The sequence below is a fragment of the Aliiroseovarius sp. Z3 genome (assembly GCF_029105185.1).
Taxonomy (GTDB): Bacteria; Pseudomonadota; Alphaproteobacteria; order Rhodobacterales; family Rhodobacteraceae; genus Aliiroseovarius.
In genome coordinates this window covers 110232-133476 of record NZ_JAFMZK010000003.1, presented here as the reverse complement: position 1 = coordinate 133476, position 23245 = coordinate 110232, and the positions used below count along the sequence as shown (strand labels likewise).

Annotated in this window: 20 protein-coding genes and 1 tRNA gene; 8 read left to right on the top strand and 13 right to left on the bottom strand. The window is 58.0% G+C overall.

What is annotated here, in order from left to right; genetic code table 11:
* The first annotated feature begins 7 nt into the window (after positions 1-7).
* Genes flgG through J3R80_RS06275 form a run of 4 tightly spaced genes read left to right on the top strand, consistent with a single transcriptional unit; the run spans position 8 to position 2473 of the window.
* Positions 8-793, top strand: coding sequence for a flagellar basal-body rod protein FlgG (gene flgG / locus J3R80_RS06290; protein WP_275392913.1), 786 nt, complete (start codon positions 8-10; stop codon positions 791-793).
* A complete protein-coding gene (flgA, locus tag J3R80_RS06285) occupies positions 793-1224 on the top strand; it encodes a flagellar basal body P-ring formation chaperone FlgA (RefSeq protein WP_275392912.1) in 432 nt (143 codons plus the stop codon). Before flgG ends, flgA begins: the two co-directional genes overlap by 1 nt.
* 16 nt (positions 1225-1240) lie before the next feature.
* On the top strand, positions 1241-1969 hold the full coding sequence (gene flgH / locus J3R80_RS06280) for a flagellar basal body L-ring protein FlgH (RefSeq protein WP_275392911.1): 729 nt from the start codon (positions 1241-1243) through the stop codon (positions 1967-1969).
* A 9-nt stretch (positions 1970-1978) separates the two neighbouring features.
* On the top strand, positions 1979-2473 hold the full coding sequence (locus tag J3R80_RS06275; protein ID WP_275392910.1) for a flagellar basal body-associated FliL family protein: 495 nt from the start codon (positions 1979-1981) through the stop codon (positions 2471-2473).
* Between the two features lie 19 nt (positions 2474-2492).
* On the opposite strand, the gene J3R80_RS06270 is transcribed toward J3R80_RS06275, so the two are convergent.
* From J3R80_RS06270 to J3R80_RS06260, 3 genes are read right to left on the bottom strand one after another with little or no spacing between them, the layout of a single operon-like run.
* Positions 2493-3740 carry an FAD-binding oxidoreductase gene (locus J3R80_RS06270; protein ID WP_275392909.1) on the bottom strand — a complete coding sequence of 416 codons (1248 nt, stop codon included), beginning with the start codon at positions 3738-3740 and terminating at the stop codon, positions 2493-2495.
* Positions 3741-3794: 54 nt separating this feature from the next.
* Positions 3795-4730, bottom strand: a complete 936-nt coding sequence (locus tag J3R80_RS06265; RefSeq protein ID WP_275392908.1) for a proline racemase family protein — start codon at positions 4728-4730, stop codon at positions 3795-3797.
* Positions 4721-5680 carry a dihydrodipicolinate synthase family protein gene (locus J3R80_RS06260; RefSeq protein WP_275392907.1) on the bottom strand — a complete coding sequence of 320 codons (960 nt, stop codon included), beginning with the start codon at positions 5678-5680 and terminating at the stop codon, positions 4721-4723. The genes J3R80_RS06265 and J3R80_RS06260 overlap by 10 nt, the downstream gene beginning before the upstream one ends.
* A 161-nt stretch (positions 5681-5841) precedes the next feature.
* On the opposite strand from J3R80_RS06260, the gene J3R80_RS06255 reads away from it, so the two are divergent.
* On the top strand, positions 5842-6507 hold the full coding sequence (locus J3R80_RS06255; protein ID WP_275392906.1) for a GntR family transcriptional regulator: 666 nt from the start codon (positions 5842-5844) through the stop codon (positions 6505-6507).
* Here the strand turns inward: J3R80_RS06255 and J3R80_RS06250 are convergent.
* The 9 genes from J3R80_RS06250 to J3R80_RS06210 form a co-directional block, all read right to left on the bottom strand.
* Positions 6504-7202: a fumarylacetoacetate hydrolase family protein gene (locus J3R80_RS06250; RefSeq protein ID WP_275392905.1), complete on the bottom strand. Its 699-nt coding sequence runs from the start codon at positions 7200-7202 to the stop codon at positions 6504-6506. The two genes, J3R80_RS06255 and J3R80_RS06250, sit on opposite strands and share 4 nt — an antisense overlap.
* The gene (locus J3R80_RS06245) at positions 7199-8035 is read right to left on the bottom strand and encodes an alkaline phosphatase family protein (protein ID WP_275392904.1); all 837 of its coding nucleotides are present in this window, start codon (positions 8033-8035) and stop codon (positions 7199-7201) included. The genes J3R80_RS06250 and J3R80_RS06245 overlap by 4 nt, the downstream gene beginning before the upstream one ends.
* Positions 8036-8058: 23 nt before the next feature.
* A complete protein-coding gene (locus tag J3R80_RS06240; protein ID WP_275392903.1) occupies positions 8059-9696 on the bottom strand; it encodes an ABC transporter ATP-binding protein in 1638 nt (545 codons plus the stop codon).
* The gene (locus J3R80_RS06235) at positions 9693-10508 is read right to left on the bottom strand and encodes an ABC transporter permease (RefSeq protein ID WP_275392902.1); all 816 of its coding nucleotides are present in this window, start codon (positions 10506-10508) and stop codon (positions 9693-9695) included. Before J3R80_RS06235 ends, J3R80_RS06240 begins: the two co-directional genes overlap by 4 nt.
* Positions 10505-11461, bottom strand: a complete 957-nt coding sequence (locus J3R80_RS06230; RefSeq protein WP_275392901.1) for an ABC transporter permease — start codon at positions 11459-11461, stop codon at positions 10505-10507. The genes J3R80_RS06235 and J3R80_RS06230 overlap by 4 nt, the downstream gene beginning before the upstream one ends.
* Before the next feature lies 1 nt (position 11462).
* Positions 11463-13046, bottom strand: coding sequence for an ABC transporter substrate-binding protein (locus J3R80_RS06225; protein WP_275392900.1), 1584 nt, complete (start codon positions 13044-13046; stop codon positions 11463-11465).
* 218 nt (positions 13047-13264) lie between these two features.
* Positions 13265-15919: a TRAP transporter large permease subunit gene (locus tag J3R80_RS06220; RefSeq protein ID WP_275392899.1), complete on the bottom strand. Its 2655-nt coding sequence runs from the start codon at positions 15917-15919 to the stop codon at positions 13265-13267.
* A gap of 10 nt (positions 15920-15929) precedes the next feature.
* Entirely contained in the window at positions 15930-16928 is a 999-nt protein-coding gene (locus tag J3R80_RS06215; RefSeq protein WP_275392898.1) for a TRAP transporter small permease subunit, read from the bottom strand.
* A gap of 103 nt (positions 16929-17031) precedes the next feature.
* Positions 17032-18114, bottom strand: coding sequence for a TRAP transporter substrate-binding protein (locus J3R80_RS06210; RefSeq protein ID WP_275392897.1), 1083 nt, complete (start codon positions 18112-18114; stop codon positions 17032-17034).
* A gap of 390 nt (positions 18115-18504) precedes the next feature.
* On the opposite strand from J3R80_RS06210, the gene J3R80_RS06205 reads away from it, so the two are divergent.
* The 3 genes from J3R80_RS06205 to J3R80_RS06195 are packed head-to-tail and all read left to right on the top strand — an operon-like array spanning position 18505 to position 23104.
* Complete coding sequence (locus tag J3R80_RS06205) at positions 18505-18984, top strand: MarR family winged helix-turn-helix transcriptional regulator (RefSeq protein WP_275392896.1); 480 nt, start codon at positions 18505-18507, stop codon at positions 18982-18984.
* 9 nt (positions 18985-18993) lie between these two features.
* Positions 18994-20043, top strand: a complete 1050-nt coding sequence (locus J3R80_RS06200) for an efflux RND transporter periplasmic adaptor subunit (RefSeq protein ID WP_275392895.1) — start codon at positions 18994-18996, stop codon at positions 20041-20043.
* Between the two features lie 10 nt (positions 20044-20053).
* A complete protein-coding gene (locus J3R80_RS06195; protein WP_275392894.1) occupies positions 20054-23104 on the top strand; it encodes an efflux RND transporter permease subunit in 3051 nt (1016 codons plus the stop codon).
* A gap of 29 nt (positions 23105-23133) precedes the next feature.
* Here the strand turns inward: J3R80_RS06195 and J3R80_RS06190 are convergent.
* Positions 23134-23207, bottom strand: a tRNA-Gly gene (locus J3R80_RS06190).
* Positions 23208-23245 lie beyond the last annotated feature (38 nt).

Sequence of the window (23245 nt, the reverse complement as noted above, 5' to 3'; positions counted from 1 at the left end):
ATTTACCATGCGTGCATTGAACATCGCAGCCACGGGTATGCTGGCACAGCAAATGCGGGTCGAGACGATATCGAACAACCTCGCCAATATGTCCACCACCGGATACAACGCCCGGCGCGCCGAATTTGCTGATCTGCATTATCAGCAGATGGCCCGCGCCGGTACGATCAACGCGGCGGATGGCACCGCGTTGCCCACGGGGATCCAGCTTGGTCTGGGGGTGCGCCCGACATCGGTATCAATGCTCGTGCAGCAGGGCACATTGTCGCAAACCAACGGCAATCTTGATATCGCGATTGAAGGCAAAGGTTATTTCGAAGTGACCTTGCCCTCGGGCGGATCCGGATATACCCGCGATGGCGGTTTGAAACTGTCCGGGGACGGCCTGATCGTGACCTCGGATGGCTATGCCGTTGCGCCTGAGATCACCGTTCCAAGCGATGCCAGATCCATCTCGATCAACGCAGATGGCGAGGTTTATGCCTATTTCGAAGACGCCGTCGAACCCGAGCTGCTGGGCGCCTTTACACTTGCCGGGTTTACCAATGAAAAGGGGCTTGAGGCGATTGGGTCGAACCTGTTTCGTGAAACACCCGCCTCTGGCCCTGCCTTTGTTGGCGCGCCTGGCGAAGATGGTCGCGGCACGCTGCGTCAGGGTTATCTGGAAAACAGTTCCGTCGATGCCGTTCGCGAAATCACCGAACTGATCGAAGCCCAGCGAGGTTACGAGCTGAATTCCAAGGTGATTACCGCCGCCGACCAGATGTTGGCGGCAACGACACAGGTGCGGTGATGCAGGTGCTTGTTGGTCTGGTTCTTGTGCTTGTCTCAGCCGGTTTTGCCCGTGGCGATACCGTGGTCACCACGCGCAACATTCGCGCCAATGTGGTCATCACCGCACAGGATTTGAAACTCGTGCCCTCCGACTTGCCCGGCGGCTTTCAGTTCATCGAGGACGTGGTCGGGCAGGAGGCCCGCGTGGTGCTGTATTCCGGCCGCCCCGTCATGGTGAACGATATTGGCCCCCCTGCGCTGGTCGAACGCAATCAGATCGTGACCTTGGCCTATGTCTCGGGTCCGCTGACCATCCTGGCCGAAGGCCGCAGCCTTGGCCGGGCGGGTGTCGGCGACCACGTCCGCATCCTGAACCTGTCGTCCCGCACGACTGTCACCGGATCCGTTCTGGCGGATGGAACGGTGTCTGTCTCTCACACACGCAATTGAACCCGAAGGATACTCCATGCGTCCCGTCATTATCTTATTGCTCTCCCTGGTCGTTGTTTCCGCATGCACGCGTATGAAGAATGTCGGAAAGGCACCGGAATTAAACCCGGTGGAAATGAGTGCGGAACATGTTGCGATGAGCGCCACGGCCCTGCCGCGCACGGCCCCCGCGAAAAGTTCGCCGGTGCGAGCGTCATTGTGGAGCGGTGGGCGCCAGTCCTTGTTGGGCGACCGGCGGGCGCAGCAGGCCGGTGATATTCTGACGGTTGTCATCAAGATTGACGATCGTGCCGAGCTTTCAAACAGTTCAAAGCGGGCACGTTCCGGTTCCGAGGAAATGGGAGTGCCCAACTTCTTCGGCTTGCCGCAATCCATCAACAAAGACTTGCCCGACGGCGCATCAATGGGGAACGCGGTGTCGCTGTCGTCGAGCAGCGCGTCTAACGGGAACGGGTCTGTGAAGCGGAACGAGAAACTTGAGCTGCGTGTTGCTGCGACGGTGATTGGCACCCTTCCCAACGGTGTCCTGAAAATTCAGGGCACGCAAGAAGTGCGTGTTAATTTCGAACTGCGCGAACTTCTGGTCACAGGGTTCGTGCGGCCCGAAGATATCTCGCGCCAGAACGAAATCTCGTATGACAAGATTGCGTCAGCGCGGATTTCCTATGGCGGGCGCGGCCAGATAAGTGATGTTCAGCAACCTCGGTACGGCCAGCAGGTCACGGATATAATCCTGCCATTCTAAGGGGGCGACATGGGAAAAATCTTTCCGATATTGCTGGCTTTGATCGGGTTGGCGGCGGGCGGGGGTGCCGGGTATTTCCTGAAGCCTTCACCAGCACCAGAGATGTCAAACCCGTGCGGAGATGTCAGTGGTGCAGATGACGGTCACACCAAGACTGATGCCACCGCCCATGTGGATGTAGACAGTGAATTTGTTAAAATAAACAACCAGTTCGTCATCCCGATTGTGTCGGATGAAAAGGTGTCAGCGCTTGTCGTTTTGTCGCTTAGCCTTGAGGTTTCGACGGGCAATCGTGAAGCTGTTTATCAGCGCGAGCCGAAGCTGCGTGACGAATTTTTGCAGGTCATGTTCAACCACGCGAATACTGGTGGCTTTGATGGTGTGTTTACGCAGACAAGTCGTCTGACCCATCTGCGCCGTGCGTTGCGCGAAGTGGCAACCAGCATATTGGGCGAAGTGGTTCATGACGTCCTTGTCACCAACATCGTGCGGCAAGATCAGTAGCCGCTTCGGGGCCAATAGATCAGAACCGCGTGGCGGAAAATGGTGCAAGATCGACCGATGGTTCAGAGCCCCCGGCCAAGTCTGCGACCAGCTCCGCTGTGCCAGCCGATTGGGTCAGACCCAGATGCCCATGTCCGAAAGCATAGATCACGCGATAACCGGCGCTTGACGGGCTGATGACCGGCAGGCTGTCAGGCAGCGAGGGCCGATACCCCATCCATTGCGTCCCGTCCGACACGTCCAGATCGGGCATGAATGACTTTGCTTTCTGCACCAGAATCTCGGCGCGGCGATAGTTGGGGGGCAAGTCCAGCCCACCAAGTTCGACCGCGCCCCCGATGCGCAAACCGCCCCCGATCTTGGACATGACGAAGCCATGTTGGGCAAAGGTCAGATGGGTTTTCAGGTCAACAGAGCTATGCGCGAATGTCGTATTGTATCCGCGTTCAGTTTCAAGCGGGATGGAATCGCCGATCTTTTTGGCCAGCCGGTGTGACCATGCGCCAGCGCAAATGACCACTTGCTTGGCCAGCAGAACACCTTGGTTCGTCTTGATCTCCATGTGATCGGAACGGGGCGTCAGATCGCGAACCTCGACCGTTTCGAACAGGCCGCCGCGGTCGGTGTATTGACGGGCCAGCGACTCGGTCCATTTCTGGGGATCGGTGGTGTTAAACCAGCCGGGCGTGAAACCGGCATGGGTGAACGTCCGGCTCAGGCCTGGTTGAATGTCTGCGATGGCATCGGGATCGGTCAGCAGTGTAATGTCAATGCCAAGATCAGCACGGCGCTGCCATTTGGGCTTTGCCTGTTCAAAAGCCCGCGTACCTTCGTAAAGCTCCAATTGCCCGTCGCGGCGGACCATGTTCGCGTCCCCGAAACGGGAAAGCTGCCGTTCGAAAGCCGCTTTGCAATGGTGCATCAGGCTGGTTTGCGCCGTCACTGCCTGATCATATCGATCCGCCCAGCTGGCGCGCCAGAATTTCAACATCCAGGGCGCAATCTTCAACGCGTAAGCCGGTGGGATAGACAATGGCCCCAGCGGATCCAGCAGCCACATTGGCGCACGCCGCATGATGCCCGGCGTGGCGAGAGGCTCGACCTCGGAAAACGCGAAGGCGCCAGCATTGCCGCGCGACGTCTCGGCAGCGATGCCTTTCCGGTCGATCAGCAATGGGGTGCGGCCCCGCGCCTGAAGTTCAAGCGCCGTGCTGACCCCGATGATCCCCGCACCGATAACGACAATATCGATGGGCTTGTTTGTCATTCCAAACCTCCAATGGGCGGCGCCTTGTGTGACAGCCCGGCTTCAGCATTCGCGTTAATCGGCGCAAATGCCACCCCGAAACGGATCGGCGGTGTTGAAAATCAAGGTGGCTTCGGACGTCACGAAAGCCTGCCCCTGAACGGTGGCCACAATGCCACCCGACGGATGAGCCGCATAGCTACAGTCATAGCTGCTGCCGATCACACTTTCCTGTCGCCAGACAGCGCCTTCCGCCAACTTGCCGTCCGCCGCCAGACAGGCCAGCTTGGCCGAACACCCGGTGCCGCAGGGTGACCGGTCATAGGCCCCGCCCGGGCAAAGTACGAAGTTTCGGCTCTGCGCGGCGGCTGACTTCGGTGGGCCGAGCAATTCGATATGATCAATCTCGGCACCATCCAATCCCGTTATTCTGGCGCGTTGCAGTGCGGTGCGAATGCTGTTGGCTGTTTGAGTCAGGGCCGGAATGTTGTCTGGGCAAAGGTCAATCTGGTCAAACTCGGTCAGGAAAAACCAGTTTCCACCCCAAGCGATGTCACCGGTCACAGGTCCGATACCGTCGACATCAACCGTGACGCCAGCTTGCAGGCGGTAGCTTTCGACATTTGTGACACGCACGGTGTTGGCGTCCAACAGTTGCGCCGACACGACGCCGACGGGTGTCTCGATCCGGTGTGTGCCCGGGGCAAGTTGCCCCAGATGCGCAAGGGTCGCGGTCAGCCCGATTGTGGCGTGCCCGCACATGCCAAGATTTCCAACCGTATTGAAATAGATCACGCCGGTCACGCAGGTCGGATCGGTTGGCGGCACCAGAAGGGCGCCGACCATGGCATCATGTCCGCGTGGCTCGGCCAAAGTGGCGGCATAGAACCAACCGTGATCATTGCGAAGCCGTTGGGCACGGTCGGCAAGGCTGCCGGTGCCAAGATCCGGGCCACCCGACAGGATGACCCGTGTGGGTTCACCTTCGGTATGGCTGTCGATCACGCGCATTCGGAAACGATGCCGCCCTGCTTCGACCATGTTTCATACCAGTTGCGGAACAGGTGGAACTGGCTTTCGGCATAATGACGCTGCGCATCGGTCAGCGCATCGGTTTCATTGAAATGCGTGCGATAGGCATCATCGCCCGTCATTACCATCAGATGCTTGTAGTAGAGCACGAGATCGGGGCCTTCATCGAAGCTGGAAAGGACCGCCAGGGCGTTCTCAAGCTCTTGCGCCTTCACGCGGGCGTCGGGGTCGCCGGTGGCCGCTTTTTTGCTAAGGGCGACAAGGTGCAACACCTCGCGCGGCAATACGTTGCCGATGCCGGTGATTGCCCCGGTTGCTCCGCAATTCACATAGCCATGGAGAACGGTGGTATCGACACCGATCATCAGGGTGACATCATCGTCTTTCGAGGTGATGTTCTCGGCGGCATAGCGCAGGTCGTCTGCCCCCCCGAATTCCTTGAAGCCGATCAGGTTCGGATGCTCGGCCCGCAGCGCAAAGAACAGGTCAGCGCGGGTTGCGAAGCCGTAATAGGGACTGTTGTAGATCACCGCGGGCAGATCAGGGGCAGCCGACAGAATGGCCGCGAAATGGTTGCGTTGGGCGTCCGGCGACGATCCCCGCGACAAAACGCGGGGGATCACCATCAAACCCTTCGCGCCCACCTGCGCGGCGTGCGCGGCGTGGGCCACAGCCATCCTGGTGTTTACCGCGCCTGTGCCGACGATGACCGGGATGCCAGCGGCAGTCAGGCGGGCCACGCCTTCCATCCGCTCGTCATCGGTCAGAAGCGGCCAATCCCCCATGGACCCACAATAGACAACGGCGGACATGCCAGCGGCAATCAGCTCCAACCCCTTGGCCACCAGCGCATCGTAATCCGGTTTGCGGTCAGGCGTGCACGGGGTCATCAGGGCGGGAATGCAACCTGTGAAGATGTCGGTGTTCATCTGGGTCTCCTGCGGTCAGAAAGGGTGGTGCAGTGGCGTGAGTGGTGTGTCTTGCTGTTTTCGTCATATTGCAAATTGGATCCAATATGCAATAATAATCTGACACCACTTCAATGATCCGTCGCCACTTGCTAGGGTGCGCGCGGACAAGGAGGCTTTTGATGCAACTCAGATCTGTCGATATTTCCAAGACCGCGTCCGCCGCGACGATCATCTTTGATGCGCTGAAGAAAGCAATTATCGAAGGCGAGATCGAGGAAGGCGCGCCGCTGCGGCAGGATGAGATTGCCAAGATGTTCAACACGTCACGCATTCCTGTGCGCGAAGCGATCTTGCGGCTGGAAGAACATGGGCTGGTGCGGTCGCAGCGCTATAAGGGGGCGGTCGTGTCGTCTTTGTCATCGACTGAGGCGTCCGAGATTTTTGACTTTCGCGCTGTGTTAGAGCCGCATGTCATTCGCCATGCCGTGCCAAGAATGACACCCGAAATACTCGCGCGGGCACGGGGCTATTGCGAGGCGTTCCATTCTGAAGCGGACCCGATGAAATGGGGCGATCTGAACCGGCAGTTTCACGCGACATTATATAATGCCAGCGGTCTGACCTATCATCTTGAGGCGATCGACGGCGCGTTGAACAGGATCGACCGCTATCTGCGGGCGCAGCTTGTGTTAAGCGCCGGCATGTCGCGTGCGAACGACGAGCATGTGCAGATTCAAAGTGCCTGCGAGCGTGGTGATGCCGATGAGGCTGCTGCCCTGACCGAACGCCATATCCTTGGCGCACGGGACAGTTTGATCCTGCATCTGTCGTCGATCACGGGTTAACCCGCCTTCTCCCCAATCCGGGTCGTCAGCTGGCCCAATCCTTCGATGTCCACCACGCACACATCGCCTGACACAAGCGGGCCAACGCCTTCGGGTGTGCCGGTAAAGATCAGATCGCCGGGGGCTAGTGCGACAAGAGAGGATAGATAGGCGATCACATCGGCAACGGGCCAAATCAGGTCCGACAGGTTCGAAGACTGGCGCGGTTCGCCATTCACGGACAGGCTGATGGCTCCGCTTGTCGGATGGCCTGTGGACGAAACCGGGTGAAGCGGCCCACAAGGGGCCGAGTGATCAAAGCCTTTCGCCATGTCCCACGGCCGCCCGATCTTCTTGGCTGCTGCCTGAACATCGCGTCGGGTCAGGTCGTTGCCGACCGCATACCCCCAGACATGATCCAGCGCCTTATCGCGCGCAATGTTGGCACCTCCTGTGCCGATGGCGACCACAAGCTCGGCCTCGTGGTGCAGGTTGTCGGTGCCGGGCGGATAAGGAACCGTTGCCCCGTCGGCGACCAGCGCATCTGCAGGCTTTGAGAAAAAGAAGGGTGGTTCCTGATCGGGATTCGATCCCATTTCGCGCGCATGCGCGGCGTAGTTCTGGCCGACGCAGTAAATGCGACGCACTGGAAAACGGTCATCCGATCCGGCGATTGGCAGGAACGGTTGCGCGGGGCAGGGAATGGCCCAAGTCATGTCAGGAATACCTCGGCTTTCATGGTGTCAGGAATGGAAGCGCCCAGCCGTGACAGGATGGTGGGGGCGATTTGCAACTGGTCCAGCCGATCGTCGAAATCGGGGCCTGTAGCGGGGCCGAAATAATACAGTGCCGCATCCTGTTGCAGCTCCTCGCGCCCTCCGTGATGGCCACGGTCGGTCTGGCCATGGTCGGCAGTCACGATAATTTCGTACCCACTGGCACGCCACCGGTTGATGAACAGGGCCAACTGCTCGTCGGCTTGAAAACAGGCATGGTCCATTTCCCGGCATTCATGGCCGAATCTGTGGCCCATACAGTCCAATGTGCAGGTGTGCAGGATGCCGTAGTTCAGCCTGAACCGTTCACACAGCATGGTCAGCGTCGCGAACAGATCAATATCCGCAGGCGTTGTTTGGTTGATCAGCCCATAGCCTGTCATCGTGTGAAACCGACCATGGTTGATCGTCGGGCTGTCCGGCTCGTCATACTCTATGTCGCGCACCAGATCGAAGGGGGCACGGTTGAAGAACTCGGACCAGAAGCTGTGGGTCACCGCGCCGGTTATGCCGCCCGCCTTGCGCACTTGACCAAACACATCGGGCTGGGCCAGTCGGAACACGTTGTTGTTGCCTGTGCAGCCATGTTCCTGTGGTGTCACGCCCGTATGGATCGACGCATAGCAACTGGCCGAGGTCGACGGCAGAACAGACCGCACTTTCCAACGCTGCGCATCGCCGCTGTCGACCCAGCCTTCCAAGTTGCCGAACAACCTGCGCCAATTGCGCCACGGCACACCGTCCAGGATGATCAGAAGCAGCTTGCGATCCATGATGCGTGCCCCAAAATCTGCCGTCAGTTTCCGGCGCTTTCCATTTTGCGGTGTTTCACAACCTCTTCCAGCCAGCCAAGCCGCATTTCCGGAACCGAGCTGAGCAGAAGATCGGTGTAGTCATCAAACGGCGGTGACAAAACGTCGGCCTTGGTGCCGTAACGGACAACGCGACCCTGATACATCACCGCAATGCTATCCGCGATGGCGCGCACCGTGGCCAGATCATGAGTGATGAACAGATAAGCGACATTTTCCCGCTGCTGAAGGTTGTGCAACAGCCTGAGAATATCCTCGGCAACCAATGGGTCGAGCGCAGATGTCACCTCGTCACAGATGATGATCTTGGGTTTTGCTGCCAAGGCCCGCGCGATGCAGACCCGCTGTTTCTGTCCGCCCGAAAGCTCGGCCGGATAGCGGTCCTTGAACTCGGAGCCCATCTCGATATCGTCCAGAAGCTCCTCAATGCGTTTGCGCTTCTCGGCGCCGCGCATTCCGAAATAGAACTCCAATGGACGCCCGATGATCGTGCCAACGGTTTGGCGCGGATTCATCGCGACATCTGCCATTTGATAGATCATCTGGATCTCGCGCAATTCGTCACGCGACCGGCCAGCAAGGTCCGCAGACAGCGTACGGTCTTCGAACACGATCCGCCCTTCCCGTGCGGGCAAAAGCCCTGTCATAACGCGCGCGGTTGTTGATTTCCCCGAACCACTTTCACCGACCACCGCAAGTGTTTGGCCCGCATGCAGTTCCATCGACACGTCGTGCAAAACGTCAAAGTTGGTGCCTTTATAACGTGCCGTGACGTTTTCAATCGTCAGAACCGGATTGTCGGTCGGGGGCTTGCCCTCGTGAACCCTTGATCGGACCGAGACCAGATCGCGGGTATAATCCTCGACCGGCGCATTGATGATCTGATCGGTGGTGCCATGTTCGACCATGTCGCCCATTCGCAGCACCATGATTTCATCTGACACCTGTGCCACAACGGCCAGATCATGCGTGATGTAAAGCGCGGCAACACCCGTGTCGCGGATCGCGTCCTTGATCGCCATCAAGACGTCAATCTGCGTGGTCACATCCAGCGCGGTGGTGGGTTCGTCGAACACCACAAGATCCGGCTCGGGGCACAAGGCCAGCGCCGTCATGCAGCGTTGCAACTGCCCGCCTGACACCTGGTGAGGATAGCGATCGCCAATGGTTTCAGGGCTGGGAAGCCCCAATTTGGTGAACAGCTCAACGGCGCGTGCCTCGGCGTCTTTTTTCGAGAACTTGCCCGCGTGAACAGAGGCTTCGATAACCTGATCCATGATCTTCTTGGCCGGGTTGAAGCTGGCCGCGGCGGATTGCGAGACATATGTCACCTCGGTCCCGCGCAGTTTGCGCAGATCGCGCAAGCTGGTGTTCAGGATTTCACGTCCGTTGACCCAGACCTCGCCGCCCGTGATCTCGACCCCGCCACGACCATAGGCCATGGTGGCAAGGCCGATGGTGGATTTGCCCGCGCCGCTTTCACCAATCAGGCCAAGCACTTTCCCCTTCTGAAGGTCGAAGGACACACCGTGCACAATTTCGATATCATGCGGTTTTTCACCGGGCGGAAAGACGCGCGCCCCGATCTTGAGGTCGCGTACTGCCACAAGATTGTCGCTCATCCCCGGCCTCCTTTCAGGCTGGTGGTCCGGTTCAGCACCCAGTCCGCCACAAGGTTAACCGAGATCGCCAATGTCGCGATGGCAACGGCGGGCACAAGGGCGGCCGGGATGCCATAGACGATACCGTCTTTGTTTTCTTTCACGATACCGCCCCAGTCCGCGTTGGGTGGCTGAACGCCCAGCCCAAGGAACGAAAGGGTTGAAACAAACAACACCGCAAAGATGAAGCGCAGCCCCATCTCTGCGACCAGCGGTGACAGCGCATTGGGCAGGATTTCCCGAAAGATGATCCAAACACGCCCTTCACCGCGCAGCTTGGCGGCTTCAACGAAGTCCATCACGTTGATGTCCACGGCAACCGCGCGGGCCAATCGATAGACGCGCGTTGAATCCAGAAGCCCCATGACAAGGATCAGGATCGGCAGCGTTACCGGCATGACAGACAGCACGACCAACGCGAAGATAAGCGTTGGGATCGACATGACCAGATCGACAAACCGGCTGAGCACCTGATCAATCCATCCGCCGATCACGGCGGCGGTAAAGCCAAGAATGGATCCCATCGTAAAGCTGAGAATGGTGGCAGCGGTGGCAATGAAAATCGTTGTGCGCCCGCCATAGATCATACGGCTAAGCAGATCCCGACCGATATTGTCGGTGCCGATCCAGTGGTCTGCGGACCATGGTTCCCACACACCTCCGACAACTTCCGTCATCGTATAGGGTGCGATCCATGGCGCGAAGATCGCCATGAAAAAATAGAGGCCGGTGAAAAACAGGCCGAACAAAGCGGCTGGGGGAATTCTGGTCATTTCGGATGCCTCAGCCTTGGGTTTGCAAGGATCGACACAATATCGGCCACCATGTTCAGTCCGATATAGACCGCTGCGAAGATCAACCCACAGGCCTGCACCACAGGCACATCGCGTTTCGAGACGTGGTCGACAAGATACTGGCCCATGCCGGGATAGGTGAACACGACCTCGACCACCACAACACCCACAACCAGATAGGCGAGGTTCAACATCACCACATTGACGATCGGTGCGATAGAGTTCGGAAACGCGTGGCGCCAGATGATCGTGAACATCGACAGACCCTTTAGCTCGGCCGTTTCGATATAGGCCGATTGCATCACGTTCAGGATCGCGGCACGGGTCATGCGCATCATATGGGCCAGCACCACCATGGTCAGCACGGCAACAGGCAGCGCGATTGAGCTTAGCTTTTGCCCAAGGGTCATGCCGTCATGGATCATCGACACGGTGGGCGCCCAGCCCAGCTTCACGCCAATGAAATACATCAGGATATAACCGATCAGGAATTCGGGGACGGAAATCGAGGCCAGCGTGACCGCCGAAATCAGCTTGTCGGGCCAGCGTTCGCGATAGCGCACCGCCAGAAGGCCCAGGAAGATGGCTAGGGGTACGGCGACCACGGCAGCCCAGAAGGCCAGGAACAAGGTGTTTTTCAGGCGCGAGCCAAGGCTTGAGGCGATATCCTGACCCGAGGTCAGGGCAGTGCCAAGATTGCCTTGCACCAACCCGCCCAGCCAGTCGAAATAGCGGCTGATTGCAGGTTCGTTCAGGCCCAGTTCTTCGCGGATATTGGCCAACGCTTCAGGGGTGGCGGACTGACCCAGAATGGATTGCGCCACATCGCCCGGCAGGATGTTCGTTCCCCAAAAGATAAGGGCCGAGACCAGAAGCAGAAGAAGAAGGCCCAACGCGATGCGTTGGGCCAGCAGTTTTACAAGCAAGGGCATATCAGCCGACGACCCACATCTTCATCGGGGCGTACATGTTCATCATGTCGAAGCCCTTATGGTTCTCGACCCAGCCTGCGACGCGATTGGTTGTTCCGTCGATGAAGTCATTGAACATCGGGCAGATCAAACCGCCTTCATTGTGCACCAGTGAGCCCATATCGGCATACATCTGGGTCCGTTTGGCCTCGTCCAACTCGCCCCGCGCTGCCAGCAACAACTGGTCGAATTGCTCGTTGAAGAACCGGGTGTCGTTCCAGTCCGCCGTCGACAGATAGGCGGTTGAATACATCTGGTCTTGGGTTGGTCGTCCACTCCAATAGCTGGTGCAGAAGGGTTGAGCGTTCCAGACCTCGGACCAATAGCCATCGTTCGGCTCGCGCTTGATATCAAGCGTGATCCCTGCCGTGGCCATCGATTGCTGGAACAGCGCCGAAGCATCCGGCGCACCTGGGAAGCTGTTGTCAGACGTGCGCAGCAGGATCGCTCCATCATGCCCCGATTTGTCAAAGTGGAACTTGGCCTTGTCGGGATCGAACGTGCGCTGTTCCATTTCGGTGAACAGTGGGTAAGAGCTGTTGATTGGTGTGTCATTCCCGATCGAGCCATATCCAAACAGGATTTTCTCGACCATCTCTTCGCGATTGATGCCGTATTTCAACGCAAGTCGCAGGTCGTTGTTGTCAAACGGAGCGGTGTTGCAATGGGCGATAAATACGTAATGACCCGGTCCAGGTGTCGAATAGACATTGATGTTGGGTGCGCGGGCCACAAGATCGGCAGTCCGTGGCGGTACGCGTGCAGCCAAATCGACCTGTCCGGACTGAATTGCCGCCATGCGTGCGGTGTCGTCGTTGATCACCACCACCTCGATCGAGTCTGCATGGCCCAGATCACCCCAATAGTTGGGGTTCTTTTCGGCCACGAAGCGCACGCCCATATCCACGTCTTTCAGAATATATGGGCCGGTGCCGATCGCGGCTGCGGGGTTTTCTTTGCCGCCGTCCGGTTGGATCATCAGGTGATAATCGGTCATCAGGTACGGCAGGTCGGCGTTCGGCGTTTCCAGTTCAACGATGAACTTGTCGCCATCGACGCTCATCCCGGTGATGCCGCGCATGATGCCAAGTGCGCCAGATTTCGTGTCTTCCCCCGCATGGCGTTCCATCGTTGCCAGCACGTCGTCGGCAGTTAGTGTTTTACCATTTGAAAATTGAACACCCGAGCGGATCTTGAATGTCCACACCTTGGCATCTGTCGAGGCGGTCACTTCCTCTGCCAGCTTATATTCGAGCCCTCCATGGGGTGCGAGCTCTACCAACGGCTCGCCCCACAGGCGGCTGACCATCGTGCCGGTCGTGTTGGTTGTGGTTGCGGGATCAAGACTGTCGGTGGTCGAACCGCCCGGAAGGCCGACACGGATCGTGCCGCCTTTGACCGGCCCTTGCGCATAAACGGCTGACGACAGCATCGTGCTTGCCCCTGCGGCGGTCATGCCGAGTGCCGCCGCACGGCCCATGAAATGGCGACGCGACAGTTTGCGCGCGACAAACTGTTTTGACAGATATTCTAGTTCTTTGGACATTGAGGACTCCCTGTGTGAAGCGTTCGAGCCTTGTTCGGCCCGTTTTCTGGATCGACCCCAAGGTTCACCAGATGGTCGGATTTCGCAAGGTTTTATACCGACCGTATATCACGCATTTCCGACACTTATCCTATGTCCGGGCCGAAATTGCCACCCTGTCCACAAAGAAAAAGGGCCGGTGCAGACACCGGCCCCATCTTGCGCGTGTATGAACTTGCTTAGAAATTCAACGATATATCGCGATGGCGTGACGAACAGGATGCCATGGCCAAGGCTTGTTCGCGGGTAAAGCGATCCTGAACGCGGATGCCAAAGCTGCCGCGCATCGTGTCCACATAGCTTGTCAGACCGGGGCGCAAAGATGCGTCTGCCTGCCCGCGCCATGCGATCTGTGCTTCGAATGCGGACAGGGCTGTATTATAGGCTTCCATTGCCTCGGCCCGGTCTGGCTTGCTGCCTTTCAGAGCCTTCGCGGCGTCTTTCAGGGCGTCTTCGACATCATCCGCGCCGTCAATCTTGCCGAAAGCCTTGGACAGCTCATCGACCAGCTCTTCCGCATCGGCTTCCGGCGTGGTGTTGATCGTTGCCTCCAGGTCGCGCAACTGTGGCTCCATCGCGGTAAAGGCCTCGGTCGCCTCGAGAACGGCGAGAACATCCAGCGCGTCCTCATAAGCACCATCGGCGGCCCGGCGATAGCGTGTCCGCGCCGCGTTTTCGGCGTTGGTCAGACCCTGGAACGTTTCGTGAACCTCTTTCCAGCTTTCAGGGATTTGTTCGCGCAGATGCTCGACCTCTGAGGTCAAAGCGGCAACGTCGCCTTCCAACGCGGTCCGTGCCGAGGTCTGACTTTCGTCACGCATCCGACTGATCCGCGTTTGCAGTTTTTCGATCTCGCCATTCGCGCTCCGGATCTGTTTCTCGATCCCGCGCACCAGACGCAACTGCGGGCGATAGTCATCGGCAGCAGCCTCTACATCGCTTGCGCCAGCGAACGCGGCCTCAAGTTCGGCTACGGCTGTGTCCGCAGACTCCAACGCGTCGGTAAAATCGTCCGACAGATCTTCGGGCAGAACCGCCAGATCGAAGTTGCGCGCGGTTGCGATCGCGTCCTGAATCTCGGTGCTTTCCGACAGCTTCTGCCCCACATATTCCTCAAGGCAGATTTGAAGCCGGGGGTTGCGTGGCGGCGGGCTGGTTTCAGACAGGAAACTGACCCGGTTCGGCAGATAGTTCACCAGCGGAGGATATGACCCCACGATCGCCAGCGCCGTCAATTGCAACAGGATGAAGGCAACTACGCCCTTATACATTTGCACCGTTTTGACGATGGCCGGGGCCACCCCGCGCAGATAGAACAGGGCAAATCCGAACGGTGGTGTCAGGAAGCTGGTCTGGATGTTCAGACCAATCATCACACCCAGCCAGACGGCGGTGATGTTGGCTTCTGGATCGGCCAGCAGAATGGGCGCTACGATTGGCACCACGACCACGGCGATCTCGATGAAATCAAGGAAGAAGCCAAGGATGAAGATCACCAGCATCACGATCAGGAACTGGGTCCAGAACCCGCCGGGCAGGCCCAACAGGAACTCACGCACCAGCTCTTCGCCGCCAAAGGCGCGGAAGGCTGCGGTCAGCATGGCGGCACCCAGAAGGATGATAAACACCAGCGAAGTTGTCTTGGCCGTTTCCAGCATGACGCCCGCCAGCGTGTCTTCAATCTTGAAGATGCGCCAGCAGGACCAGCCAAGCGCGACAAGCAACATGATGGTCGCGATGACACCCAATGTGATGCCCAGCTGATCGGTGCTGTCGGTCACGCCTTTCACATTCATCTCGAAGTTGGAAAGAGCGAACCCGGCAAGGACCAGGGCGGCGATTGCAAGAAGCGCGGGATAATAAAGCGATCTGCTTGGTTTGGGCAGACGATACCCGGCCATGATCATGGCGCCCGCGGCACCGATGGCGCCTGCTTGGTTCACCGTTGCGATGCCCGCAATGATCGACCCAAGAACAAGGAAGATCAACGCAAGTGGTGGCACCAGCGTCAGCAGAACATTTCTCAGGAAGTCGAGGTTATAAGCACCCTCGTAATGAACGGCTGGGGCATGTTTCGGGCGCAAAATGGCATAAAACAGGATGTAGAGCATATACAGCCCAACAAGCAGGATGCCCGGAATGAAGGCCCCCAGAAACATCTCGCCCGCCGAAGTGGACACCACGTCGAACATGGACGGCATGGACAGCTCGCCCGTGGCTTCTTTGTGCAGGATTTTACGCGCGGTGCCCGCTTGGTCGGTGGCGGATGCCAACTGGTCGGCCAGAATGATCAACACGATCGACGGCGGGATGATCTGCCCCAATGTGCCAGATGCCGCGATCGTGCCGGTGGCCAGCGACTGTGAGTAATTGTTACGCAACATGGCCGGCAGCGAGATCAGGCCCATTGCGACCACGGTCGCACCCACGATCCCTGTCGTGGCGGCCAGTAGCGCGCCCACGAACACGACCGAGATGCCCAGACCGCCCGGCACGGGGCCAAACAGTTGCGCCATCGTCACCAGCAGGTCTTCGGCGATCTTTGACCGTTGCAGCATGATGCCCATGAAGATGAACAAGGGAATGGCGATCAGCGTGTCTCGCTCGACCTCCCAATAAACCCCTCTGAGGTTGGTCACCCCTGCAGACAGCCACTGGTTCGGGCCACCGCTGTGGAAATAGGCATCGGTTGACCCGGCAAACATGTAACCAGCGCCAGCCGCAAGACCGATGGTGATGATCGCAGCACCGGGAAGGGCGAAGGCGACCGGATAACCGGACCCCAGCGCACCCGCCATGATCACGATCAGCAGGAAAAGAAAGAAAAGTTCCATGTGTCAGACCTCAGTGCGCGGAAGATTGGGCAATTTCGCGGTGGCCGGGTTCATCCCGTTTATCTGCCACGGCATCGAAGAAATAGCTGACGAACTGGATCAGCATCGTGATGGCGAACAGGCCTATGAAGGCGGCCATCTGGTATTTGGTATACAGACCGAAGGGGCCAGCCTGCGAAATTTCGAAGCTGCTGACCGGGGCGTTGATAATGGACTGCTTGCCACCGAACCCGACGGCCAGAATGACCCATGCGGTCGACATTCCCAGCAAGATCGTCCCGATCCCGTTGACGATGCCGCGGGTTGTTCGACCGAACCCGGCATACAGAACGTCAACGCGCACATGCCCTTCGTCAAAAAGCGTATAGGCGGATGAGAACAGGAAAAGCGCAGCATACCAATAGCGCACAAGATCGCCCATCAGGGCTTGTTCATAGCTGAACATGAAGCGCGAGATCACGATCAGAAGCTCGGCAATCACGATCAAGAAAGCCAGCCAGAAAAATCCAAGTGTTCGTGTCACGGTCGCTATGCCAAACGCGATGACAAGCAGCGGAATATGCACGTAAGATCCCACCCAGCTTGGGCGGCTGAACAATCTGGCGTTTGAGGCCCCCAATAGCGGCTCGATCAATCCCTCGGCTCGCATGAACGCAATTGTCGCGTCGGCGATTCCAATCAGGAACACCGCCCAAAACAAGGCACGGATGAGATAGACGTTAAAGTTATGGACCCGATGCGCATCCCAGCGCAGTGACGTTGTTTTGTCGCGCAGGACGATGGCCACAGCCGCGACGATGGCTGTCACATACAGCGCAAGGTGAACCCATCCGCCCGGTGCTGCACCGCTTACGATGGATTGTGTGCCAGGATAGCCAAACCCGACGATCAACACGTTGTTGATCAGGAACGCCGCCAATATGGTCAGCGTGCACCAGCCGAACAACCGCGCTAGGATCGCGGGGTCACCGTGTCTTGGAATCTCTGGATGGGTGCTGTCTTGTGCCATATCGCCTCCCGAACGGCCGTCGGATCAGTATTTTGGGTGATCCTTTGGAAAAGGACGGGGAACCCTCCCCGCCCTTGGTTTTTTGGTTCGTCTATGGAACTGCTTACAGATCCAGGATCCGGTTACGCTGGTTCACGAACTGACCTTCGAAGAGCGAGATACCGCGACCGATTTCGCGCATCTTGGCCTGAACGGCATCGTTCACTTCGGCGGCCAATGCGTCATAGCTTGCGGTTTCTTCGAACACTTCCTGAGCGGCTTCGCCCATGGCGTCCCATGTATCCTCGTCGAAGCTGCGCACTTCCACGCCTTGCTCGTCAACGAGTTTGGTCAGGTATTCACCGTTCAGAGCCATCGCCTCGAAATACGAGTTCGAGTTCTCTTCAAGAGCGGCTGCGGTGATCACCGAACGCTCCCAATCCGACAGGCTGGACCACCACGACTTGTTCGAGGTCAGCGACAGCTGTGCGCCGGGCTCGTGCATACCGCCGGTATAATAGTATTTGGCGGCTTCATAGAACTTCATGAAGTAGTCGTTATAGGGGCCAACCCACTCGGTCGCGTCGATGGTGCCCGAGACGAGGTTTTCATAAATCTGGCCACCCGGCAGCGATACGGTCGACGCGCCCAGTTTGGCCAGAACCTGACCGCCAAGACCCGGAATGCGCATTTTCAGACCTTTGAAGTCGTCGGCGCTTTCGATTTCCTTGTTGAACCAGCCACCGGCTTGGGTGCCGGTGTTACCTGCGGGCAGACCTTTCAGACCGAATTGATCCTGAACCTTGTCCCAGATTTCCATGCCGCCACCATACAGGATCCAGGCGTTGATCTCGGCGTAGGACATACCGAAGGGAACAGCGGTGAAATAGGCCAGCGCGGGGTGCTTACCGGTCCAGTAATAGTCGGCACCGATATAGGCTTGGCTGTTGCCCGACGCGACTTCGTCAAACACGTCCAGTGCGCCAACACGTTCGCCCGCGGCAAAGTATTCGACGTTCAGAGCGCCTTCGGACAGCTCGCCGATACGTGCTGCCAGACGTTGGGCCGACACACCGAGACCCGGAAAGTCGCGTGGCCAGGTCGACACAATCGTCATTGTCTTGCCACCTTGCGCCAGTGCCGGCGTGGCAAGGGCAGTTGCGCCAGCACCAATTGCTGCGCCTTTTAGAAACTTACGGCGTTCCATGTCTTAAATTCTCCTCCGAGTTTTCGATTTTTTTCTTGATCGAACGCGGGCCGACCAACGGTCAACTTTACGCTGCCACGCAATTACTACGTAGATAAAACCAGATTTCAATTGATATTTCGCAAACTGGTAATAATTTTTTACCAATTTGCGTTATGCGAGGCAATTGGCCGCGACGCGAACGTGCGGTGACAAGTGGCTAACGCGCTGATGATTGCGGAGGAATTTCTGCAACGCAATGTAAACTGGCAGTTTACGTCGGGGCACCATTGAGTTGCGCGGCACGCGGGCTGGTGTCGTACGCTAACGGCGAGAAAATTATTTTTAGTACTGGATATTTCAGAAAATGAAATTTATAGAACCGCCAACGCGACTCACGCAGTTCATTCCATGACCCATCCAGATGAAACCAACCATTCACATGATGCACCGATCGAACCGGAGCTGGGTGCCTTGCTGGGCGTTTTTGCCCTGCACGGTTTTATCGAATCGCTGATGGAAGACGTCGACCGCAAGGTCGACAGCAAGATTGACGTGCCCTATTTTGAACGGAAGATACTGGTCTGGTTGGATCACCCAAAAAGGCTTGGCACGCTGGCACGCGAGTTGAATGTGCTGCCCTCGACCATGACAACCGCTGCCGATCAGCTGGAAGCGCGCGGTCTTGTCGTGCGCGAGCGTGACCCTGATGACCGTCGGGCATGGCTTTTGAAGCTGACGGGCGACGGTGCAAATCTGCGGTCTGCGATGGTGGTCATGGCGCGCACCTTGCTTTGTGAAACACTGGAACTGACCGACGACGAGCTGAACAGTTTTGCCAAAACGTCGTTGAAGATTCATCGTAACATACAAAAATACACCACCTGCTAAGGACATCACATGCCCGTATTCATGCGCCTTTTGGCAGCCGCCGCCGCTGCGATCATCGCCACCACGTCCGGTGTTTTCGCCGAAGAAGCTGTGAAGCCCGTGAAGCTCATGACAGTCGCGGCGGATGATGACACGCTAAGCCGTGTTTTCTTCGGCAAAGTGGTCGCGCGGCAAAGCGTCGACATGGCCTTTCAGGTGGGCGGTCAGATCGTCGAATTCCCTGTCATCGAAGGGCAGTTGGTGTCCGAAGGCGATATGCTGGCGCAGCTGGATCAGGAACAGTTCTCGTTGGCGCTGGAGCAGGCTGCGGTTCAAAAGGATCTGGCAGAGCGGACGTTGGACCGTCTGACCAAATTGCGCGGGAATACCGTCAGCCAAGTGGCATTGGATGACGCAACAACTCAACTGAACCTATCCGATATCGCTTTCCGGCAAGCCGAGCGGAACCTGAACAACGCGACACTTTATGCCCCGTTTGATGCGCTGGTCGCAGCGCGGGATGTCGATAACTACGTTACAATCGGTGCCGGCGCCCCCGTTGTGCGATTGCATGACATGAGCGAGATCCGGATCGAGATCGACGTGCCGGAAATTCTGTTTCAAACGGCATCCAAGGAAAAAAACGTCAGGTTCGTTGCCGAGTTTCCGGCCCATGAAACGCCTTTCCCTGTCGAGATCCGTGAATTCAATGCCGAAGCTGCCACGGCCGGTCAGACCTATCGCCTGACCTTGGGCATGGCCCCACGTGACGAGCTGAACGTGCTGCCCGGATCGTCGGTGAATGTGCGGGTGTCAGCGGCCCATGAAAGCCCCGGTATCCTGATCCCTTCAACAGCCATTGTCGCAGCCCCCGACGGGGCCTTGTCGGTCATGCGTTTCATTGGCGGAGACGGTGATTTGGGGAATGTCAGCGCAACACCCGTGACGGTTAAGCCCGCCCCCAATGGCGATTTCGAACTGTTGTCCGGTCTGTCGGCGGGCGATGTGATCGTGGCGGCGGGCGCATCTGCGCTGCGTGATGGTGACGCTGTGCGTCGCTTCACCGGCTTCGCGAACTGAGGGGGCTGTCATGCCAAACATAGCCCGTGCCTCGATCGAAAAGCCGCTTTATACATGGCTGATCATCCTCACCATGCTGTTGGGCGGCATCTGGGGGTTTCTGAATCTCGGACGGCTGGAAGACCCGGCCTTTACCATCAAGCAAGCGGTCGTTGTGACACACTATCCCGGCGCAAGTGCTGCGCAGGTTGCGACCGAGGTGTCCGAGCCGCTGGAAAGTGCGCTTCAAAAAATGGAAGAGGTCGAAAAGATCACATCGACCAACCGACCCGGCGAAAGCCGTATCGATGTCGAGATCAAATCGACTTATCCCGCCGACGCGCTGCCGGACATATGGACCCGATTGCGCGCACGCGTGCGCGACACGTCGCGTCAATTGCCGGACAATGCGCTTCCGCCCTTTGTGAACGACAGTTTCGGGGATGTGTTCGGCCTCTATTACGCTGTCACCGCGCCCGGATTCACGGACGCCGAAAAGTATGATCTGGGCACTTATCTGAGGCGAGAGCTTCTTGTCGTTGATGGCGTTGCCGACGTTGATCTGTCGGGATTGCCCGAGGAAGCGATCTATATCGAACCCGACATGACCCTTTCGGTCAATCAGGGTATTCCGCCGAACGCCATCATTGGCGCCGTGTCCACCGCCAATTCCGTGACCTCGGCCGGGTCGCTGGACAAAGACGGTGCGCGTCTTATGTTTCAGGCGCCGGAAGGGTCTGAAACCGTATCGGACATTGCCTCGCTCAGCATCGGTGTGAACGGGCTTCTGCTGAACATTGCGGATGTGGCAACGGTCAGTCGTCAAAGGGTCGCAACGCCCGATCAGATCATTCGCTTCAATGGGGAAGAGGCGTTCACAATTGGGATCGCCGGGCTGGATACCGAAGACATCGTGAAAGTCGGTCACCGTGTCGACGCGCGGTTGGCCGAGCTGTCGGCGGACATTCCGCATGGTATTGAACTGCACCCGATCTACCAGCAGCACCTTGTTGTCGAACAAAGCTCGAATGACTTTCTGAAAAACCTGGCCATGTCGGTCGGCATCGTGATTGTCGTCCTTGGTGCGTTCATGGGATGGCGTGCCGCCATTGTCATCGGGGCGACGCTGCTTCTGACCGTCGTGGGCACGCTTCTGTTCATGGCGATCTTCTCGATCGAGATGGAACGGATTTCGCTGGGCGCGCTGATTATTGCAATGGGGATGTTGGTGGACAACGCCATCGTTGTTGCCGAAGGGATGCAAATCTCGATGCTCAGGGGGCGCAATTCGCACGAAGCGGCGGATGATGCCGCGAAGAAGACCCAGATTCCGCTTCTGGGGGCCACTGTGATCGGGATCATGGCCTTTGCCGGGATCGGTCTGTCGCCGGATTCAACGGGTGAATTCCTGTTCTCGCTGTTCGCAGTGATCGGGATTTCCTTGCTGCTGTCATGGCTTCTGGCGCTGACGGTGACACCACTGCTGGGTCATTATCTGTTCAAGGTCAGCAATCAGGATGCGGGCGATGCCTATTCGGGCCGGTTCTTCGTGCTTTACAAGAAGATACTGGACAGATCCCTGACTTTCCGCTGGCCAGTGATTGCGGGGTTGGTTGCCATCACGATGGTTTGCTTTGTCGGCTTCGGGTCAGTGAAACAGCAGTTCTTCCCAAATTCGAACACGCCGCTGTTTTTCGTCTATTACAAACTGCCGCAGGGCAGTTCGATCCAGCAGGTTTCGGACGATCTTGAGGTGATGGAAGACTGGTTGCTGAACGAGGAGAACGTCACCTCGGTTGCCTCCTATGCGGGGCGCGGGGCGGTGCGGTTCATGCTGACCTATGACGGTGGCAAGGACAATCAGAGCTATGGCCACCTGATCATTCGCACCGAGGCGTTGGATGACATTCCCGACATCCATGCGCGGCTGGAAACGTTCGGGAAGGAAAACTTCCCCGAAGCTGAATTCCGTGTGCAGCGGCTGGTCTTTGGTCCCGGTGGCGGCGACCCTGTTCAGGTGCGTTTTTCGGGCGCTGATCCAGCCGTGCTGCGCGAGCTGGCGGATCAGGCCATGCAGGTCATGGCTGACAGTTCTGAAAACCTTCTGAACCTCCGCACAGATTGGCGCGAGCAGGAACTGGTGATCGAGCCGATCTATGCCACCCAGCGCGCCCAGACGGCCGGGATCAACCGGGATGATGTGGCGGCCTCGCTTCTTTATGCAACGGATGGTTTGCGTGCGGGCGTGTATCGCGAGCGGGAACGGCAAATCCCCATCATCATGCGCCGGCCCCAACCTGACGAGTTCAACCTGAACGACCAGCTTGTATTCTCGCCGATCACGGGCACCTATCTACCGATTGAACAGCTGATCGAAGGTTTTGACTATCGCGTCGAAAACACCTTGGTGCAGCGGCGCAATCGGGTGCCGACGATTTCGGTTGGTGCGGATGTCGCGACAGATGTGACGGCCGCGCAGGCGCATACCGAAATTCGCGCTGCGGTCGAGGCAATCGAGCTGCCAGCCGGATATTCGATGGAATGGGGCGGCGAGTTCGAAAATGCGTCGAAAGCGCAGGCCAGCCTTGGGGCGCAACTGCCGCTGAGCGCATTGATCATGGTGATGATCTCGATCCTGCTGTTTAACGCGATCAGGCAACCCATCATCATCTGGCTTCTGGTGCCGATGTCCGTGAACGGGGTGGTTGTCGGCCTGTTGGGCACGGGATTGCCGTTCAGCTTTACCGCCTTGCTTGGGTTACTGAGCCTGTCGGGGATGTTGATCAAGAACGGTATTGTGCTGGTCGAGGAAATCGACCTTGTTCGCGCCGAAGGTGTGCCCTTGCGACAGGCGATCATCGAGGCATCCGCGTCAAGGGTGCGCCCGGTCGTCCTGGCCGCCGTGACCACAATCCTTGGCATGGCCCCGCTGTTGTCGGACGCGTTCTTTGTGTCGATGTCGGTGACGATCATGGGCGGTCTGGCGTTTGCCTCGGTCCTGACCCTGGTCGCTGCGCCAGTCTTCTACTACGTGTTTTTCAAACGTGACGAGGCACGGGAACTGGCGGCGCAACCAGCTTGACGGTGTGTGTTCAGAGTTCGGAAAATGACTGGAGCGGGCGGCGGGAATCGAACCCGCGTCATTAGCTTGGAAGGCTAAGGTCTTACCACTACACAACGCCCGCCCAGTAGGATGACGACATATGTCATGCGCATTTGGGCG

What these genes read in the sequence shown, in the direction of transcription:
- flgG (WP_275392913.1), top strand. Translation starts at nt 8, where the DNA reads ATGCGTGCATTGAACATCGCAGCCACGGGTATGCTGGCACAGCAAATG.
- flgA (WP_275392912.1), top strand. Translation starts at nt 793, where the DNA reads ATGCAGGTGCTTGTTGGTCTGGTTCTTGTGCTTGTCTCAGCCGGTTTT.
- flgH (WP_275392911.1), top strand. Translation starts at nt 1,241, where the DNA reads ATGCGTCCCGTCATTATCTTATTGCTCTCCCTGGTCGTTGTTTCCGCA.
- J3R80_RS06275 (WP_275392910.1), top strand. Translation starts at nt 1,979, where the DNA reads ATGGGAAAAATCTTTCCGATATTGCTGGCTTTGATCGGGTTGGCGGCG.
- J3R80_RS06270 (WP_275392909.1), bottom strand. Translation starts at nt 3,740, where the DNA reads ATGACAAACAAGCCCATCGATATTGTCGTTATCGGTGCGGGGATCATC.
- J3R80_RS06265 (WP_275392908.1), bottom strand. Translation starts at nt 4,730, where the DNA reads ATGCGCGTGATCGACAGCCATACCGAAGGTGAACCCACACGGGTCATC.
- J3R80_RS06260 (WP_275392907.1), bottom strand. Translation starts at nt 5,680, where the DNA reads ATGAACACCGACATCTTCACAGGTTGCATTCCCGCCCTGATGACCCCG.
- J3R80_RS06255 (WP_275392906.1), top strand. Translation starts at nt 5,842, where the DNA reads ATGCAACTCAGATCTGTCGATATTTCCAAGACCGCGTCCGCCGCGACG.
- J3R80_RS06250 (WP_275392905.1), bottom strand. Translation starts at nt 7,202, where the DNA reads ATGACTTGGGCCATTCCCTGCCCCGCGCAACCGTTCCTGCCAATCGCC.
- J3R80_RS06245 (WP_275392904.1), bottom strand. Translation starts at nt 8,035, where the DNA reads ATGGATCGCAAGCTGCTTCTGATCATCCTGGACGGTGTGCCGTGGCGC.
- J3R80_RS06240 (WP_275392903.1), bottom strand. Translation starts at nt 9,696, where the DNA reads ATGAGCGACAATCTTGTGGCAGTACGCGACCTCAAGATCGGGGCGCGC.
- J3R80_RS06235 (WP_275392902.1), bottom strand. Translation starts at nt 10,508, where the DNA reads ATGACCAGAATTCCCCCAGCCGCTTTGTTCGGCCTGTTTTTCACCGGC.
- J3R80_RS06230 (WP_275392901.1), bottom strand. Translation starts at nt 11,461, where the DNA reads ATGCCCTTGCTTGTAAAACTGCTGGCCCAACGCATCGCGTTGGGCCTT.
- J3R80_RS06225 (WP_275392900.1), bottom strand. Translation starts at nt 13,046, where the DNA reads ATGTCCAAAGAACTAGAATATCTGTCAAAACAGTTTGTCGCGCGCAAA.
- J3R80_RS06220 (WP_275392899.1), bottom strand. Translation starts at nt 15,919, where the DNA reads ATGGAACTTTTCTTTCTTTTCCTGCTGATCGTGATCATGGCGGGTGCG.
- J3R80_RS06215 (WP_275392898.1), bottom strand. Translation starts at nt 16,928, where the DNA reads ATGGCACAAGACAGCACCCATCCAGAGATTCCAAGACACGGTGACCCC.
- J3R80_RS06210 (WP_275392897.1), bottom strand. Translation starts at nt 18,114, where the DNA reads ATGGAACGCCGTAAGTTTCTAAAAGGCGCAGCAATTGGTGCTGGCGCA.
- J3R80_RS06205 (WP_275392896.1), top strand. Translation starts at nt 18,505, where the DNA reads ATGACCCATCCAGATGAAACCAACCATTCACATGATGCACCGATCGAA.
- J3R80_RS06200 (WP_275392895.1), top strand. Translation starts at nt 18,994, where the DNA reads ATGCCCGTATTCATGCGCCTTTTGGCAGCCGCCGCCGCTGCGATCATC.
- J3R80_RS06195 (WP_275392894.1), top strand. Translation starts at nt 20,054, where the DNA reads ATGCCAAACATAGCCCGTGCCTCGATCGAAAAGCCGCTTTATACATGG.